Origin of the sequence: Paraburkholderia sp. SIMBA_053, assembly GCF_046534895.1 — a bacterium.
Lineage (GTDB): Bacteria > Pseudomonadota > Gammaproteobacteria > Burkholderiales > Burkholderiaceae > Paraburkholderia > Paraburkholderia caledonica.
The window spans coordinates 228,347-244,686 of sequence record NZ_JAWRXU010000001.1; the positions used below are offsets into that span (position 1 = coordinate 228,347).

At 60.1% G+C, this 16,340-nt stretch carries 12 protein-coding genes; 5 read left to right on the plus strand and 7 right to left on the minus strand.

Going from position 1 to position 16,340, the window contains the following annotated elements; all coding sequences use genetic code 11:
- Positions 1-134: 134 nt before the first annotated feature.
- Together SB753_RS01075 and SB753_RS01080 are read left to right on the plus strand one after the other, a co-directional pair.
- The gene (locus SB753_RS01075) at positions 135-2,870 is read left to right on the plus strand and encodes an MGH1-like glycoside hydrolase domain-containing protein (RefSeq protein WP_410798570.1); all 2,736 of its coding nucleotides are present in this window, start codon (positions 135-137) and stop codon (positions 2,868-2,870) included.
- A gap of 161 nt (positions 2,871-3,031) precedes the next feature.
- On the plus strand, positions 3,032-4,099 hold the full coding sequence (locus SB753_RS01080; RefSeq protein ID WP_410798572.1) for a hypothetical protein: 1,068 nt from the start codon (positions 3,032-3,034) through the stop codon (positions 4,097-4,099).
- Between the two features lie 123 nt (positions 4,100-4,222).
- Here SB753_RS01080 and SB753_RS01085 read toward each other — a convergent pair whose 3' ends face one another.
- The 5 genes from SB753_RS01085 to SB753_RS01105 all read right to left on the minus strand — a co-directional run bounded on the left by SB753_RS01085 (position 4,223) and on the right by SB753_RS01105 (position 10,861).
- Complete coding sequence (locus SB753_RS01085; protein ID WP_310066939.1) at positions 4,223-5,464, minus strand: hypothetical protein; 1,242 nt, start codon at positions 5,462-5,464, stop codon at positions 4,223-4,225.
- 379 nt (positions 5,465-5,843) lie between these two features.
- Complete coding sequence (locus SB753_RS01090) at positions 5,844-6,524, minus strand: hypothetical protein (protein ID WP_410798574.1); 681 nt, start codon at positions 6,522-6,524, stop codon at positions 5,844-5,846.
- A 213-nt stretch (positions 6,525-6,737) separates the two neighbouring features.
- The gene (locus SB753_RS01095) at positions 6,738-8,294 is read right to left on the minus strand and encodes a phospholipase D-like domain-containing protein (RefSeq protein ID WP_410798575.1); all 1,557 of its coding nucleotides are present in this window, start codon (positions 8,292-8,294) and stop codon (positions 6,738-6,740) included.
- A gap of 239 nt (positions 8,295-8,533) precedes the next feature.
- A complete protein-coding gene (locus SB753_RS01100) occupies positions 8,534-9,820 on the minus strand; it encodes a diguanylate cyclase (protein ID WP_410798576.1) in 1,287 nt (428 codons plus the stop codon).
- A gap of 135 nt (positions 9,821-9,955) precedes the next feature.
- Positions 9,956-10,861: a LysR family transcriptional regulator gene (locus SB753_RS01105; protein WP_204521390.1), complete on the minus strand. Its 906-nt coding sequence runs from the start codon at positions 10,859-10,861 to the stop codon at positions 9,956-9,958.
- 106 nt (positions 10,862-10,967) lie between these two features.
- Here SB753_RS01105 and SB753_RS01110 point away from each other — a divergent pair, with 106 nt between their 5' ends.
- Positions 10,968-12,083, plus strand: a complete 1,116-nt coding sequence (locus SB753_RS01110) for an NADH:flavin oxidoreductase (RefSeq protein ID WP_410798577.1) — start codon at positions 10,968-10,970, stop codon at positions 12,081-12,083.
- A 360-nt stretch (positions 12,084-12,443) separates the two neighbouring features.
- Entirely contained in the window at positions 12,444-13,814 is a 1,371-nt protein-coding gene (locus SB753_RS01115; protein WP_410798578.1) for a GGDEF domain-containing protein, read from the plus strand.
- A gap of 64 nt (positions 13,815-13,878) precedes the next feature.
- Here SB753_RS01115 and SB753_RS01120 read toward each other — a convergent pair whose 3' ends face one another.
- Together SB753_RS01120 and SB753_RS01125 are read right to left on the minus strand one after the other, a co-directional pair.
- Entirely contained in the window at positions 13,879-14,778 is a 900-nt protein-coding gene (locus SB753_RS01120) for an alpha/beta fold hydrolase (RefSeq protein WP_410798579.1), read from the minus strand.
- Positions 14,779-14,803: 25 nt separating this feature from the next.
- Positions 14,804-15,712, minus strand: coding sequence for an alpha/beta fold hydrolase (locus SB753_RS01125; RefSeq protein ID WP_410798581.1), 909 nt, complete (start codon positions 15,710-15,712; stop codon positions 14,804-14,806).
- 86 nt (positions 15,713-15,798) lie between these two features.
- On the opposite strand from SB753_RS01125, the gene SB753_RS01130 reads away from it, so the two are divergent.
- Positions 15,799-16,185: a MerR family transcriptional regulator gene (locus SB753_RS01130; RefSeq protein WP_087750379.1), complete on the plus strand. Its 387-nt coding sequence runs from the start codon at positions 15,799-15,801 to the stop codon at positions 16,183-16,185.
- Positions 16,186-16,340 lie beyond the last annotated feature (155 nt).

Below are 16,340 nucleotides of genomic sequence, written 5' to 3' on the forward strand. Positions count from 1 at the left end.
GGAACGGTGCCTGAGTTTCAAGGGTCGGTACGTCCATTTTAGTCAGGCGAAAGCGTGCCATCAGGACGACGTCAAGCCGGGTATGTCACGACGGTCGAGCGGAATCGATTCACCCCAGTATCGGAGCTGAAACCATGGCTGACGCAATTGTGGATGTCACGGAGCAGAAGCGTTTGAACGAACAGCGTGAAGCTCAGGTCCCGTGGAAAAAGTGGGGACCTTACCTGAGCGAACGGCAATGGGGGACGGTCAGGGAGGATTACAGCGACGACGGCAACGCATGGGACTATTTTTCGCACGACCAGGCGCGTTCACGCACGTACAGATGGGGCGAGGACGGACTCGGCGGACTGTGTGACGATCAGCAGCGGCTCTGCTTTGCGCTCGCGCTTTGGAACGGGCAAGATCCGATCCTGAAGGAGCGCCTGTTCGGTCTCACCAATAGCGAAGGCAATCATGGCGAGGACGTGAAGGAGTATTACTTCTACATCGACAGTACGCCCACGCACTCGTACATGAAGTATCTCTACAAATATCCGCAGAAGGAATATCCGTACCGGGACCTTGTCGAAACCAACCGCAAAAGATCGCGAACAGAAATGGAGTACGAACTGCTCGACACTGGCATCTTCGACGAAGACCGCTATTTCGACGTGTTCGTAGAGTACGCGAAGGCAGATCCGGAAGACATACTCGTACGGATTTCCGTGCACAACCGCGGACCGGATGCGGCACAGATCCGGATCTTGCCGACACTCTGGTTCCGCAACACCTGGTCGTGGGGCGGCGACGACCGGAAACCCTCGTTGACCGAAGCGGGGTCCGGCATTATCCGCGCCACCCATCATGAGCTAAGGCAGTACTGGCTATATTGCGATGGAGATTGCGAGGCTCTGTTCACCGAAAATGAAAGCAATGCTCAGCGTCTGTGGGGCGTGGCGAATTCGTCTCCTTACGTGAAGGACGCGTTTCACGACTACGTCGTCTCGCGAGCGGACGCGGTCAATCCCGCGAAAAGCGGCACGAAGGCAGCGGCTCACTATGCTGTCGAGGTGCCAGCCGGAGGCAGCAAGACGTTCCGGCTGCGGTTACGAGCAGCGCAAATGGAGAATGCGTTCGACGGCTTCGAGAAGGTGTTCGACAGCCGCATCGCCGAGGCTGACGAGTTCTACGAGCGCATTGCACCAAAGACGCTGACGGAGGATCAGCGCCGTGTTCATCGGCAGGCGCTGGCCGGGATGTTATGGAGCAAGCAGTATTACTACTTCGACCTGGAAAAGTGGTTACGCGAGCATAAGAGCCATCCGTTGCTGGACTCGGCTCGACGCGACGTGCGCAACACTGACTGGTTCCACATGCTCAACGCGGACGTGATCTCAATGCCTGACAAGTGGGAGTACCCGTGGTACGCGGCTTGGGATCTGGCGTTTCACACGGTCTCGCTTGCGCTGGTGGATTTCGACTTCGCCAAAGAACAGCTGCTGTTGATGCTGCGGAACCTGTACTTCCACCCTAGCGGACAGATTCCTGCTTACGAGTGGAACTTCAGCGATGTAAATCCGCCGGTACATGCCGCTGCCACGCTCTGGCTCTACAAGTATGAAAAACAGTTGGGCCGTGCAGACCCCCGCTTCCTCGAGCGGTCGTTCCAGGCATTGATGCTCAATTTCAACTGGTGGGTCAATCGCAAAGATCCTTCCGGCCGGAACGTCTTTGCGGGCGGCTTCCTCGGGCTGGATAACATCGGCGTGTTCGATCGGAGCGCACAACTCCCGACGGGAGGCACACTGGAGCAGGCGGACGGAACCGCGTGGATGGCGTTCTATTGCCAGTGCATGTTGGAGATGGCCACCCTGCTGACGGAATACGATCCGCTCTATGAAGAGGTTGCTTTCAAGTTCGTCCAGCATTTCATGTGGATTTCGTATGCGATGGACCGCCGTGGCGTACATCACGACGAAATGTGGGACGAGGAAGACGGCTTCTTCTATGATCTGCTGCGCCTTCCGGACGGCCAGGCAACACGGCTGAAGGTGCGATCGATGGTAGGGCTGTTGCCGTTGTGCGCGTCGACGGTATTCGAAGGAGATGCGGTCGACCGGTATCCGAAGTTGATGGAGTTGATTGCCCAGTTTCGCGAACGCCATCCAGAGTTGATTGCGCAGGTCGCACCAACAGAAGCAGGTTTCATCGGTTACAAGAAAAGACGCCTGCTCGCCATTCTGAACAGGAAGAAACTCGAGCGCGTGCTCGGCTATCTTCTCGACGAAAACGAATTCCTTGGACCTCACGGCATCCGGTCGCTTTCGCGCTATCACGAGGATCACCCGTTCGTATTTCGTACTGGTGGCATCGACTACACGGTTCAGTACCTGCCGGCCGAGTCGAATACCGGCATGTTCGGCGGAAATTCCAATTGGCGCGGGCCGGTCTGGATGCCGGTTAATCTGCTCATCGTGCGGGCGCTCATTAATCTGTACAGTTTCTACGGCGACGAATTCAAGGTCGAATGTCCTACCGGTTCTGGCCAGCAGATGTCGCTGTTCGAAGTGGCCGAGGAAATTGTCCGTCGATTGTCGGGCACCTTCCTGCGCGGCGAAGATGGCAGACGGCCCGTCTACGGCGGAACGGAAAAATTCCAGAGCGATCCGCACTGGCGCGATCTGATCCTGTTTTACGAGTACTTCCACGGCGACAACGGAGCTGGTCTGGGGGCCAGTCATCAGACGGGCTGGACAGGGTTGATCGCGCCGCTGTTGGACATATTCGGGCGAATCGACGCGAAATCCTTGTTGGAAACAGAACGCGCGTACCTGATGGCGAAAGTCGTCAAGGAGCAGGTTGTGGGTGTGGGCCAAGACCAAAGGTGAAGTCGGCAACGACGTCTGTGAACTTGCTGCAATTGGCTCGATCGGTGGTCACTCCCGCGTGGACGTGAGTGGGTCGTGAGTTCGTTTGCTCCAGATCAAGCTGGGTTCGCCAACCTTGCTTTATTTATTGTTCATTGGGACATGCCGGCAGGAGTCACGAAATGGGATTTCTCCATGAATTGTTCAGGCGTCAGCAGGCGCACACGATTCCGGATGCGAGGACCAGCGAAGCGGTTGCTCGTGTTCTTTCGATGAACCCTGGACTAAAGTATGCGCGTCACTACGAAGCGAAGCTCACCCGCGCGGTGACTCTGTCATTGCGCTATGCGGACGATCTTGTCGCTTCGCTGCCGCCGCCGCACGATGCCAACGCCGACGCATGGTCGCGCGATCCGGCAATCCGCGCCTTCTTTGCGACGCGCGACGATCTGGCTGAAGCCTTTAGCCGGTCGGAAACCTTGCGTGCTTATTTCGATCGACAGACCAATTTAACCGAAGCATACGCCGTCCTCGGGATGGCAATGACCGAGCGGCACACATTGGGCGTCACCATGGAAGGAGACTCCGTTCGTCATGACGTGCCGCAAACTACGCTGTGCTTCAGCGATCATCGCATTAGAATCTGCGGCAATTCTGACGTGTCGTTGCGTGCGGAGATTGCGCACCGCATGATCGATCAACTGGCGTTGGAAGGCCTTGCAGGTCTCGCCACGAGGCAACGTGATCTGGCGACGCAATCGCGAGCATTGATCGAGCAGCGAGTCGCGCTGTTGGAACGGCAAGGCACGGGTCTGCGGGCGGTCGTCGGCGCGCCCTTCAGTACCGACTCAGGTACCGACTCAGGTACCGACTCAGGTACCGACTCAGGTACCGACTCAGGTACCGACTTAGCCGAGCTGGATCGACTTCAAGAGCAGATCGACGAGCATACGAAGACACTTGCCACCCTCAGGGTGCCCGGGACGCAGGCCGAGCTCGAACTGGAGTGCGTATGCAATGTATTGTCGAAACCGTCCGATCACCTTTATGTGCAGAGCAAACGCGTTCGTCTCGACATGATGAATGTGATCCAACCTGGAGGGGGCGAGACGGACCGGGAAATCGAGTTCCACTTCGCGCGCATTCCAGGTAATCCCGCCATAGTGCGGGCATTTGTGCTTGTACGGTTCCCGCGTCGCGAGCTGCTGCCGGGCGGATTGCACATCGATGCGGCGACACGGGCGATATGAGGCCGTAGCCAGGGCGTCCAGAGCAATCGCTATCGGGAGAAACACAAGAAGTACATCCGTTAGCATGCCGGGTCTTCTCCTTCCTCGCGGACCCGTAACTGAATCCCGCCAACCGCCGGCTTGTTAGAACACCAAGCCGAATAGTCTTTTCAGTAACTCCTCAAGAGACATCATGGTGAGCGCTAACGGCACGATGGGCACAAGAACGGCGGCGGCGAGCCGTAGGATGGCATCCTTCGTAATGGGTGCAATTCGCATGGTTTTGACCACTTCAAAGCTGTTCGCAAGATCAGCCAGCGACTGGATATCTGCGCTGCCGACCAGCGGTTCGTTCTGCGACCCGCCATTTCGCAGCCATTTTTCATCGAATTCGCGCACGTAGCGCTGGGCCAGAGAGCCATATTCGCCCAGCCCTGTGCGTTTAGCACTCGCGAGTTGGGGGGCAAAAACCAGCAGCGGTCCGAAGACTATGCAGAGGAGAAACAGAACCATCGCCCCAGTCTCTACCTTGAACTCGGTGAGCGCTGCGCCCATAAACAGGATTCGATTTGCGAATTGCGCTGCCAACATGGCACCGTGCGCTACCAGCAGGACGGTAAACGCATAGACCGTGTTTGCGAGGAAGCCGAGCCCCCCGACCCGATCGGGGTGGGTCGGGACAAGGCTGAGCTTGATACGTGAGACCTGCCAGAGAAACCGGGTCCAGACGAACAACCGGAAATACCAGCGAAGCAGCAGAAACTGGAAGATCGGAAGGCTCACGTAGCCGTACCACATTCCGGCGAGCGATAACTTGAGATCGTCCTGCGAGGCCGTCGCATACCAGGTACTTGCGTGGAGTGCGGTGTAGTGACGCCAGATGACAAGAACGCCGACGCCATAGACGAATGCAAGCATCAGTACCTCGGCAAGCACGGAATTGCGCAGGCGGGATGCGGACCTGATTGCCTCATCGAACCGTGCTGACGACGCTTCTGGAATCGTTTTTCGGTCAATGAATGCTCGTGCAATGGGGCGGAGCCTCCGATGCACGACAAGCTCGGCGAGTATCAATAGCGGTACTGCGACAAGGAGCCTGATATGAACTTCGAAGTCGTACAGGAACGGCACGGCGATAGTCCGGTCCAGCAGATGCCCTTCAAGCGCGGCAAGCGCAGCGAGAGGCACCCAGGTCAGCAGCGCGATGACGGCGATGCGCTGGCGTATCAGAGCCAGCGTATCGTTGGCCATGTGCGCGCGACACAGAAGCTGGAAGAACGGACCTCCAAGCACTACGGAAAAATCATCACTATCCTTGAGTATCTCTTCGGCGGACGGTGCGGCAGTGACTGTCGCACGCTGATGTATGTCCAGATTGCGAGACATTTTCACTTCCTCCCAGGTCGCTCGTGAGCCGACCATGTCGACGGGTGGCATAAGACCCGTCACCGCATACCGGGAGCCGGAGCCCTATTGTCGGGAGAACCCGCTTTGACCGCGCACACGTGAATTACCGTAGTCGCAAGGACGACGAGTTCATGAAAGAAGAGTAGAAGTAACCTGAGAACCGGGATTGATCTGGGTCATGACGCCACCCTTCTCGCTGGCGAAGAAGGACGCGTTGACCATGATTTTTCAGGCCCGGCTGTCGCGCTCAAAGGCGTTAGAAGCGATGCCGCAAGCCGACGGTTGCCTCGATCGAAATGCTAACGATTCTAATTTGAAAGGTCACCGACCCGTTTCCGCCCGAGTCGGCTCGGAGTCGTTAGCCGCCGAGCGTAATGATTGCCATCGTAAGGAGAATGCCAACCGCGATCATGGCAATACCTGCCTTCATTGGCCCTGCACCGGTATAGCGCCCCAGCGCAAAGCCGGCGATGAAAAGCATCCCGAGAGTCAGCACGCGCGAGGCGATCAGTGCCGTTGTGACATCCCTCACGACAAGAAACGGCACCGCGACCGGAAACGTCCCCAGGACCACAAGCAGAAAAATGCCTAGCGCGCCGACGAAGTCACCACGCACAAAACTGGCCCGGGGTGGCAGCGTCGATGCGGTCGCGAGGCGCGCGCGGATCGGCTCGAGGTCGGCATCTTCGACGAGCCGCCCCAGCTTCTCGGGCAATGCTTCGCGCAACAACCGCAAGGCTACCGCCGGGTCCTGCTCCCGCTGTACGGTCTGCGCGAGTTTCAGGCGCTGCCCTCGATCGGCGAGCGTGCGTACGAGGTACATCACGGCGTCGGCGAGGCCCCACGCGAGATTGCATCCGAGTGCGGCAAAGAACATCCTGTACCCCTCATCTTCGCGTGCAGTCACTGCCTTGACGGCGCCGACGAATGTCAAGGCCATGAACAGGCCAAAACATATTTCACAGACACGGTCAACGGTATTAAGAATCGGTTCACGCCGTTCGGGTTCGGCATGTCCGTCCGGCACGATAGTACTCATATGGCCCCCGACCGGAGATAGTCAACGAGACGTTTCGTAGCTGCCAACATGGGATGCTGATATGAGCAGTATATGAAAGAGACGGCAGTTCGGAACTTGTTTTCACAGGCGTGAGACCGGTGAGTACCGCGAGTACCGGGACAAGCGCGAGCATTCCGACGTCAGCGGCATGCGGCTGCAGACCGGCAGCGACGTGAGCATGCCTCCGTCAGCTCAAAGCTGCGATTCGATGGGCAGCAGACCCATGAACCACACACCGGTGCGGCGCAGGACGGTGGTGTCCGGCTCTGTGTGCAGTTCCCTCACCGTCCCGTCCGCAGCGGTATCGATCCAGACGATTTTGCGACTGCCGTTTGCGTCGGTGCGCAGTACGAGCTGCCACGCGATCTGATTCAACCGCGGTTCGACGTATCCGATCACCTGGTTCGCGATCGCTGCGCTGTCGCACAACACGCCGATTTCAGTGTTGAGGTGAACGGAGCGCGGGTCCAGATTCATCGAGCCGATGAACACCCGTTCACGGTCGAATACGAACGTCTTCGCATGCAGCGATGCTTTCGACGAGCCGAAGAACTGCTTCTTGTTCGCCGCGTCTACGCCTGCTGCAACGGGCTTGAATTCATAGAGCTGCACGCCCGCGGCGAGCAGGTCTTCGCGGTAGCGCCGATATCCCGCATGAACGGCGGCGACGTCGGTCGCCGCCAGCGAGTTGGTCAGCACCGTCACGCGCACGCCATTTTCAGTCAACTCACGCAGCCAGGCCACGCCATTTTTTCCAGGTACGAAGTACGGGGAGATGATCAGCAGTTCACGACTCGGATGAAGGTCCCGCGCTCTGAGAGCGGTGAGCAAACGGCCTTGCGACTCTTCAGGGGCGCGCGTGACTTTCGACGGGTCATCGTAGAGCAGCGTGGCTTTGCCCCAGCTATACTCGGCGGCGCCCTTCTCGATGACTTGAGCCAGCCGCTGTCTCGCGTGCACGACATAGGGCGAGGCCTGTTCCGAAGCGACGTAGCGGTCCAGCTCGTCTCGATACGCCGCGAGTTTTTCGGGGTCTGCCGGGGTGCCCATCAGCCGGTCGATCGGATAGGCCGCATCGGAATTCCAGAAGGTGTCGAAGGAGTTCGAGACATCCTGGACGATCGGCCCATGCATCAACACGTCGAGATCCCCGAATGACACTGCACTCGACGCGCCGAAATATTCGTCGCCGACATTTCGCCCGCCCAGAATCGTGGCCCGGTTATCGGCGATCAGTGCCTTGTTGTGCATGCGGCGGTTCACGCGCGAGAAGTCGAGTGCAGCCGAAATCTTCTTGAACCGGCGGCTCGCCACGGGGTTGAAGAGCCGAATAGAAATGCTGGGGTGGGCGCTCAATGCGAGCAACGCCTGGTCGTCGGCGTTCGTGCCGAGATCGTCGAGCAGTACCCGCACCCTGACGCCGCGGTCCGCCGCCTTCAGCACGGCCAACGCAAGAGCGCGCCCCGTCAGGTCGCTGTGCCAGATGTAGTACTCGAGGTCGAGTGTTTTCTCAGCCTTTTCGGTAAGGATCACCCGCGCGAGGAGCGCGTCGACGGAATCGGGTAGCAGGTGGAACGCGCTCTCGCCAGGATGTCCGTGCTCGCCGGACGCGAAGTGCTCGGCAAGCGGCGTCGCTTGTGTATCTTGCGCCGCATAGGTCGGCGTGCGTCCGACTTGTGGGGGCAGGCTGGCGCATGCGGCCAGCATGACAATCATAACGGCTGCGGCAAGATTTCGAAGTCTGGCCATAATCGAGCTCTCTTCGCTTGCTGGGCCGCTTGCAGGATCCGCCTGCCGACGCGCCTATGCCGGCTTTGCGCAGCAATGGGCCAGCGCGGCCACGAGCCACGAGCCACGAGGACGGAAAACAATCATCGCAGATTGGACCGCCTTCCGCCATGTCCGCGCGGCTCTTCGCTACGCAACCGCGTCCCGTATGATCCAGCCGGACATGGCCAATGTCGACCGAACCCACGACTCGCGCTCACTCAACCAACCGCGACGCGATTCCTTCCAGTCTCTTTCGCGCGATAAAGCGCACGGTCTGCGCGCCGCATCAGCGCGTCGACGTCGCGTTCGCCCGCCTCACGCGTCACCACGCCAATGCTCACCGTGAATGCGATCGGCTTCGTCCGCCACACGTGCTCCGATTCCTGCTGCTCACAGCGCTTGCGCAGTGCATCGGCGATGCGGAACGCGACGGACGCGTCCGCGCCCGGCAGCGCTCCGACGAACTCCTCGCCACCCCAGCGCGCGAATAGCTTCGACTCATACGGGATCGTCATGCCCACATCTGCCAGCACACGCAAGACTTCATCGCCAATATCGTGGCCGTAGCTGTCGTTGATCTTCTTGAAGTAGTCGATGTCTAGAATGAAAACGGACAGCACACCATCGGCGGCGAGCATTTTTTCGACGGAATCGATGAACTCGCGGCGATTGGGCAAGCCAGTCAGCGCATCGGTAACCGCCTGTTTCTTGAGTAGCTGGATGAGCCGGGCACGATCGGAGATGTCGCGAACGACAGCAGTGAACTCCACTTCGCCCTCGAGTTCAATCTTCGAAATTGCAATCTCGACCGGAATAATCGTGCCGTCCCGATGCCGCCCGTACACGCTGTTGCTTTCGTCCATGCGCGGCGGCGTGACTGCGCGCAGGCTTTTCTGCGTCGAGTTCGCGAACTGCCGCACATTGCGCGCATGGTTCCCGCGAAACTTCTCCGGCAACAGCATTTCGATCCGCTGTCCGATCACTTCGTCCGCCCGATAACCGAACAGATTCTCGGCCGCGCGGTTGAACAGTCTGATGCGGTGCTCCTCGTCAATGGTGACGATCGCGTCGTAAGCGGAGTCGATCACGGCCTGGAACCGCGATGCGCTAGCTTCCAGTTCACGCGACACCTGCCGCGCCGGGGCATGGCCAATGACCGTCATGCAGACAGTAGGCGTGTGCGCGCCGACCATCGGCTCCAGTGCGACTCGCCATGTCCGTGCGCCATCGAGGGACACGCAGGCCGGTTCCGATCCTTGGGCTTTGCCCGAGTCGAAGCACGCATCGAGCTTTTTGCGCAATCCACACCCTGCCTTGTCCAGCACCGATGTCTCGAGTGGCACAGGAAAAGATCGCGGATGTGTGCGAGCGTCGTCCATCATTGCCAGGAAGACGTCGTTGCACGCGCTGACGACCGGTTCACCGCGCGAATCGCGCGTCACGACAGCGATACCTATCGTCATGCCGTCAATGAACTCGTGCGATGTACTGGGCAAAGCGGACATAACCATACCTTGATACCTGGGGAGGTATCGATTGAAAGGATAGCCAGCGTCCCTGACGCGGCCACACTATGTTATATCGGCAACACTTGACGACGCCTTTAGGCCTGCGGGCTTCGCCCCAAGTTCACCTAACGTTCAGAGCGGCTGTAAACCGCGCGTTCCCGCCAGATCCGAGAGTTCCTTCTGAAGCGCAGCGAGAAACACATTCACGCGGTTGGGCACATACCGCCGGCTCGGAATGACGGCCCACACCGACAGGTCCTCCATGGAGGCGTCCTGCAGACGCACTTCCACAAGCGAATTGTCAGCTAGCTGCCTGAATACATCCCAGTGGGTCAGCATAGCAATGCCCAGTCCCTGCACCGCAGCCGTACGCGCCGCCTCAACACTCGTGGTGGTGACGTAGCCTTCAATACGCTTGCGTATCAACTTGCCGTCGACGACGAGCGGCCACCGCCCGACGGCATCGAGTTTGATGCAACGATGCTGGTCGAGGTCTGCGACCGTATCAGGCCGCCCATACCGCTTGACATACCCGGGCGACACGCAAATAAGGCGCGGGTTCGGGGCAATCTTTCTGGCCACCAGTTCCGAATCTTCCAGTGGCGCAATGCGCAACGCGAGATCCAGTCCCTGCCCCACTATATCGACTTGCCGATCCGACAGATCGAGGTCGATACGAAGGTCAGGGTTGCTTTCCAGCAAGCCTGGCAGCATCGGCAAAACGACGGATTGTCCGAAACCACTCGGTGCGGTCATGCGCAACACGCCCGACGCGGTGCCTGGTGACGGACTCAGTTCCGCTCGCGCGCCCGCTTCCGCATCGACCATTGCCTTGGCGTACGGAACAAAAGCCTCGCCTTCCGCTGTCAGCGTAAGCGACCGAGTGGTCCGATGAAAGAGGCGCACGCCGAGGTCTTCTTCGAGCGCGGCAATGCGCCGCGAGACCTGCATAGGCACCACGTTCAGCTGACGCGCCGCCGCTGACAGGCTTCCTGCTGACGCTACGGCGAGGAATGTCTGAACGTCTGGAAGGAGCATCGGTTATATCCAAAAATGTTAGGGCGGCTTCACGGTCAAAGCTCTGTTTCCCGCTGCTCTCGCCGCCTACCATGCAATCACCTTCCTTCACGAGACGAGCGGCCAGATGAACGACTCAACCTCCCCTATCCTTTCCCCGTATAACCGCAACGGCATCACGGTACGCAACCGCATCGCCGTCGCGCCTATGACGCGTATTACGGCCACGGAACACGGGCAGCCGACCCAAACCATGTTCGACTACTACAAGCGATTCGCGAAAGGTGGCTTCGGGCTGGTAACGACTGAAGGCATTTATACCGACAAGGCGTTCTCGCAAGGATACCGGTTTCAGCCGGGCCTGGCCGACGACGAACAGGCGAAGGCGTGGTCGGCGTTCAATCGGGAGATGCACGAGCATGGGACCCTTGTGTTCGCGCAACTCATGCATGCCGGCGCGCTGAGTCAAGGAAACGTTTACCGAAACCATACAGTCGGACCATCGGCCGTTCGCCCCAAGGGTGAACAGATGACGTTTTACTGGGGCGAGGGGCTCTATCCCGAGCCGAAACAGATGACGGACGCCGAGATCGATGAGGCTATCCAGGGCTTCGCCGACGCGGCACGACGTGCCGTGAATATCGCCGGGTTCAACGGCGTGGAAATTCACGGCGCCAATGGATACCTCCTCGATCAGTTCCTGACGGCGGGTACCAATCGTCGGACCGACCGTTGGGGTGGCGACACGAAGGCCCGGACGCAACTGCTCGTCGATGTCGTGAACGCTGTCAGGCACAGCATTGGGGATGCTGTGCCCGTGGGCATCCGGATTTCGCAAGGCAAGGTCAATGACTTTGGTTCGAAGTGGTCGGGAGGCGAGGCGGATGCAGAAGTGATCTTCGGCGCACTTGCGGATGCGGGCATCGACTTCCTTCACGTGACCGAGCACGAGGCATGGCAACCAGCCTTCGAAGGCACGCGCGACAGCCTCGTGACGCTGGCACGCCGTTATGCGCCCAACGTCACAATCACTGCAAACGGTGGCTTGCACACGGCTGAGCGGATTGAAAACGCACTGGCCGCCGGGGCAGATCTGGTGACGGTCGGTCGCGGCGCGCTCGCCAATCCCGATCTGCCGAAACTGCTGGCAAAGCAGCGCGAGCCCCGGACATTCGATAGTTCGATCCTTCAACCGATCGCAAGCATCAAGCCCGAAGAACTTGCGATGGAGGGTGGCCGATAGACAGACTCTTATTCGGCGACTTTCTATGCGCAGGTGGTAGAAACACCATGGAGGTCGTTCCCGCCGCGCGGTTCGACAGAACCGGAACGGTTCCGCCATGTGTATGCGCGACCTCTTTCTCGAGTGCGTGACAGGTCCGGTTGGACCTGCCTCGCGGCAAGAATGACAAACACCGCCTCGGAATAGAACGGGAAAGGCGACCGCCTGGAAGGCGCCGGGCTCAAGAAATCCCGCATGCTGCCGTCAAAACGAAGGGTTCCCCGCCGCGGCCGGGTTATAGTGGCGCCCGCCGCACTCGTGACTCTTCTTCCAATGCAAACGACGCTTGTCCACCTGCCGTCCACGCCCCGACATAAAGTCATGGCCGCGGTTGTCGCCGTGCTGGCGATTGCCGCCGCCGTTCTGGTCTGGCCACATGCCAAAGATCCGGGCCCGGTAGTTCCGCCATTTCTCCCGGTGTTCTCGACCTGGGTTACCTTGACCGAGGCCCTGACGGCGCTGCTGCTGTGGACACAGTACGCAGTCTCAGGCCGGCTGCTGTTCGCGGCGCTCAGCGGCGCCTATTCGTTCACCAGTGTCGTCGCCGCTATCCAGCTGCTCGTCTTTCCGGGCGTGTTCTCCCCTACCGGCCTGTTAGGTGCAGGACCGCAGACGGCGGTATGGATCTGGGTTTTCTGGCACGGCGGCTTTCCCGCGTTGGTGACGGCATCCCTGTTCGCCCGGTCGGTTCCCGCGAGCTTGACGCACCGCACTCTTGCTAGAGTCGTCGCGGTTGGCGCCGTCGCTGTGGCGGTCGGACTGTGCATCCTCGCCACCGCGGGACAATCTCACCTCCCGCCCTTGGTCGCGAGATCCGGTTCGTACACGCAGTTGTCGGACAGTCCCGCAGGGATCATTGTCGAAGCGCTTTGCCTCGCGGCGCTGGGGCTTCATGTGTCGACAACCCGCGTGCGCTCGTTGATGGACTTGTGGCTCGCTGTTGCGCTCGTCGGTGCGCTCATTGACGTGACACTCACCCTTTCGGCGGGCGCGCGATACAGCGTCGGATGGTACGCAGCGCGTGTCGCTTCGATGGTGTCGTCAAGCGCAGTGCTCGGCATGCTGATCTACGAGACTACGGGTCTGTATCGGCGACTGTCCGAGACGCACCGGAAACTCGTTGAGACCTCGGCACGCGACGGCCTCACCGGCGTTTTCAACCGTGCTTATTTCGACGACCGGTTCGCGCGTGAGTTTTCGTTAGCTTCGGTCAGCAAACAGCCGTTGTGTGTCCTGCTGCTCGACGTCGACCATTTCAAGCAGTACAACGACACGTATGGACATATGGCCGGCGACGACTGCCTGAAGAAAGTCGCAGGGGCGCTATCAGGCACCCTGCGGCGGCAGGGCGATTTTGTCGCGCGCTACGGTGGCGAAGAGTTCGTGGTGGTTCTCCCGTCATGCGAACCGGCGGCGGGACTACGCGTCGCGCAATCGCTAAGAGCCGCTGTCGAGAAACTTGCGATCAGATCGGCATCACCGACCGGGGCCCCCGTCACCGTCTCGGTCGGCATGGCCAGCACTTTCCCAGATCCGCCCGAATCGGCGCCCGCCCTCCTGGGGCTGGCAGACACGGCCCTGTATCGGGCGAAGGCACGCGGTCGCAATCGGGTGGTCGAAGCTATGGATATTGCCGAGCGGCAGTCGGTCTCCGATAGCGAGGTTCCCATCGTTTCGGTCATTAAACCCTGACGCGCTACGCGGGCGGCGGGGAACCGGCGCCGAACCACGGTATGGGTCGCCATGCTGTCCAACGCTAAACCTGTCCGGCCAAAAAATCCTGAAGCGACGTCAAGACCTCACCTGGCGCATCCTCAGGAAGCAGATGGCCGCCGGGCAGCCCCTTGCCCGTCACATTCGCTGCCCATCGGGACCAGGTGTCGAGAGGCAGTATGCTTCGGGCCTTCTGTTCGCTCTCACTCCACAGTACAAGGACAGGACAGGCGAGTCTTCGTCCCGCAGCTGCATCGCTTGCATCGTGTTCCAGGTCCTCGGAAGCAGCGGCTCGATAGTCTTCGCACATGGCGTGGCGTACATGCGGACTTCTGAACGCGGTTCGATAGGCGTCGAGGGCCAAGGGATCGATCCGCTCGAGACCGCCGGCCATCTTCGCCAGTGCAGTGTCGAGATAAGCGTCCGGGTCAGCCGCAAGCATCCGCTCCGGGAGATCGCCGGGCTGCGCCAGGAAGAACCAGTGCCAGGCGTTCAAAGCGAATGTCTTGTCGATAGATGCGAATGCATCGAGCGTCGGTATCACGGTCAGCGAGGCATACGCCGCAACGCATTGAGGATGGTCGAGCGCAAGCCGGTATCCGGCCCGAGCGCCGCGGTCGTGCCCGACCACCGCGAATCGCTCGTGCCCGAGCCGGACCATCATCGCGACAAGCGCGCTGGCTACGCGACGTTTGGTCCAACGCGGCTGATCGTTGCGGGTGCGGCTGTCGCCGTACCCCGGCAGATCGGGCACGATGACGGTGTGCGACCTCGCGAGCGTCGGCGCAATCAATCGCCACGCGACGTGGGTTTGCGGGTAACCGTGCAAAAGCAGAACCGGCGATCCGCTCCCGCCGATCCTGCCGCGAAACGAGACATCGCCCGCTTCCACGTCGAGGCTCGCGAAGCCCGGAAAGAAGTCCTGCTCGTCTCCATGCGTCATGCTCATCTCCTCGTCAAACGTGGCTTCATTGCTGCGACGCTGACCTGACAAACTCCGCCAGATCGCGATTAAAACGCGCGGCTTCCTCGATGAACGGCGCGTGACCCGAGTCTGCGTACACCTTGCTGACGATCCGCGGATTCAGCGCGGCCGCACGAGCCAGCGTCGCATGCGTGTCCACCAGCGCGTCGCGGCCGCCGTAGATGAAGAGCAGCGGGACGCGCGCCTTGCCGAGCCCCTCTGCAGCGAACACCGTCATTGTCGGCACTTCTTTTTGCATGTCCCACGATGCCATTGCGGCGTTCGCGAGCAGCCGGTCAAAGGTGTCGGCGTCAGGCCGATGGTTGAAACACAGGCCCACGAAGGTGCGCTCACCGTCGAGATGCGTCTTCAGATCCGGCGAATTCATGTCCCGATACACATCGGGATGGTCGACGATCTGAACCGGCGCGAGCTCGACCACGCCGTCGACATACACGGCACCCGCGACCGCGCGATCGCCATACTTTGCAAGGTAGTTCGATATCACCACACCGCCGAGCGACCAGCCAACCAGGACGGGCTTGCGCGCGTGCGAGCCCTGGATCACCGCTGCGAGGTCGTCCCCCCAACGGTTTCCGTCGTGATATGGCTCCGGGCCGGACGGCTTATCCGACAGACCGTGGCCGCGCAGATCGTACGTAATGATCCGATATCGGCGCAATTCGGGACTTTGCACCTGAGCTTCCCAGTTCAGGCGGCTACCGAGCAGCCCATGCACCAGAATGATGGGCGGACCGTCCGGATCACCGCTTTCCTGAACCGCCAGCTTCACCCCATCCGTCGATGTCACCGTATAGCTGGTGGGCGCCGCGATCGCGTCGGGTGCGGGTGCGAACAGTGCCGCCGCGCAGAACGCGGCGATCAGAAAGCGAGGGAACGTTCGTAAGGTCATTGTCTTTCCCGAGGAAGTGTCAGTGCGGCCAGTCTCAACCCTTACACTGGTGTGATGGTCAAGCAAATTATGCTAGCCTGCTCTTTATGAAAGACACACCCTCACAGGAACTGCTGACGATCGGACAACTCTCGCAACTCACCGGCGCGAGCGTGCGATCAATCCGGCATTACGACGAACACGGTCTGCTTGCCTCGGTACGTGCGAGCAATGGCTATCGCATGTTCCCCGAGAAGGCAGTCACGCAGGTCAAGCAGGTTCAGCGCATGATCGCGACCGGTTTCACCATCGACGATATTCGCGGCTTTCCCGACTGCATGCTTTTAATCGAAGGCGCCCGCTCCTGCGACCAGATCACCGACGTCCAGCGGGCAAGACTCGAAGCCATCGATCGCCAGATCGCGGACCTCGAAAAGCGGCGCGAGCGGCTCATCAAGACCTTGCTGGAAGGTGCGGTGCCGCCCGTCGACTGAGGCGAACTGCGGCACACGGAGAGCGCCGTCAAACAGGAACATTGGACGCGGTTTTCTACCTGCGGCTGTCCGTACGCCGGTTTTGATCACCATCTGGTGAAACCGATCGCCATGGAACACTTGGCGACGTTGCTGGCGGTCATCGGCCTGAGGAC

Bases quoted from the DNA above. Each gene is read 5' to 3' on its own strand.
- SB753_RS01075 (WP_410798570.1), top strand. From the start codon at position 135: ATGGCTGACGCAATTGTGGATGTCACGGAGCAGAAGCGTTTGAACGAA.
- SB753_RS01120 (WP_410798579.1), bottom strand. From the start codon at position 14,778: ATGACGCATGGAGACGAGCAGGACTTCTTTCCGGGCTTCGCGAGCCTC.
- SB753_RS01095 (WP_410798575.1), bottom strand. From the start codon at position 8,294: ATGGCCAGACTTCGAAATCTTGCCGCAGCCGTTATGATTGTCATGCTG.
- SB753_RS01130 (WP_087750379.1), top strand. From the start codon at position 15,799: ATGAAAGACACACCCTCACAGGAACTGCTGACGATCGGACAACTCTCG.
- SB753_RS01080 (WP_410798572.1), top strand. From the start codon at position 3,032: ATGGGATTTCTCCATGAATTGTTCAGGCGTCAGCAGGCGCACACGATT.
- SB753_RS01090 (WP_410798574.1), bottom strand. From the start codon at position 6,524: ATGAGTACTATCGTGCCGGACGGACATGCCGAACCCGAACGGCGTGAA.
- SB753_RS01115 (WP_410798578.1), top strand. From the start codon at position 12,444: ATGGCCGCGGTTGTCGCCGTGCTGGCGATTGCCGCCGCCGTTCTGGTC.
- SB753_RS01100 (WP_410798576.1), bottom strand. From the start codon at position 9,820: ATGTCCGCTTTGCCCAGTACATCGCACGAGTTCATTGACGGCATGACG.
- SB753_RS01105 (WP_204521390.1), bottom strand. From the start codon at position 10,861: ATGCTCCTTCCAGACGTTCAGACATTCCTCGCCGTAGCGTCAGCAGGA.
- SB753_RS01085 (WP_310066939.1), bottom strand. From the start codon at position 5,464: ATGTCTCGCAATCTGGACATACATCAGCGTGCGACAGTCACTGCCGCA.
- SB753_RS01110 (WP_410798577.1), top strand. From the start codon at position 10,968: ATGAACGACTCAACCTCCCCTATCCTTTCCCCGTATAACCGCAACGGC.
- SB753_RS01125 (WP_410798581.1), bottom strand. From the start codon at position 15,712: ATGACCTTACGAACGTTCCCTCGCTTTCTGATCGCCGCGTTCTGCGCG.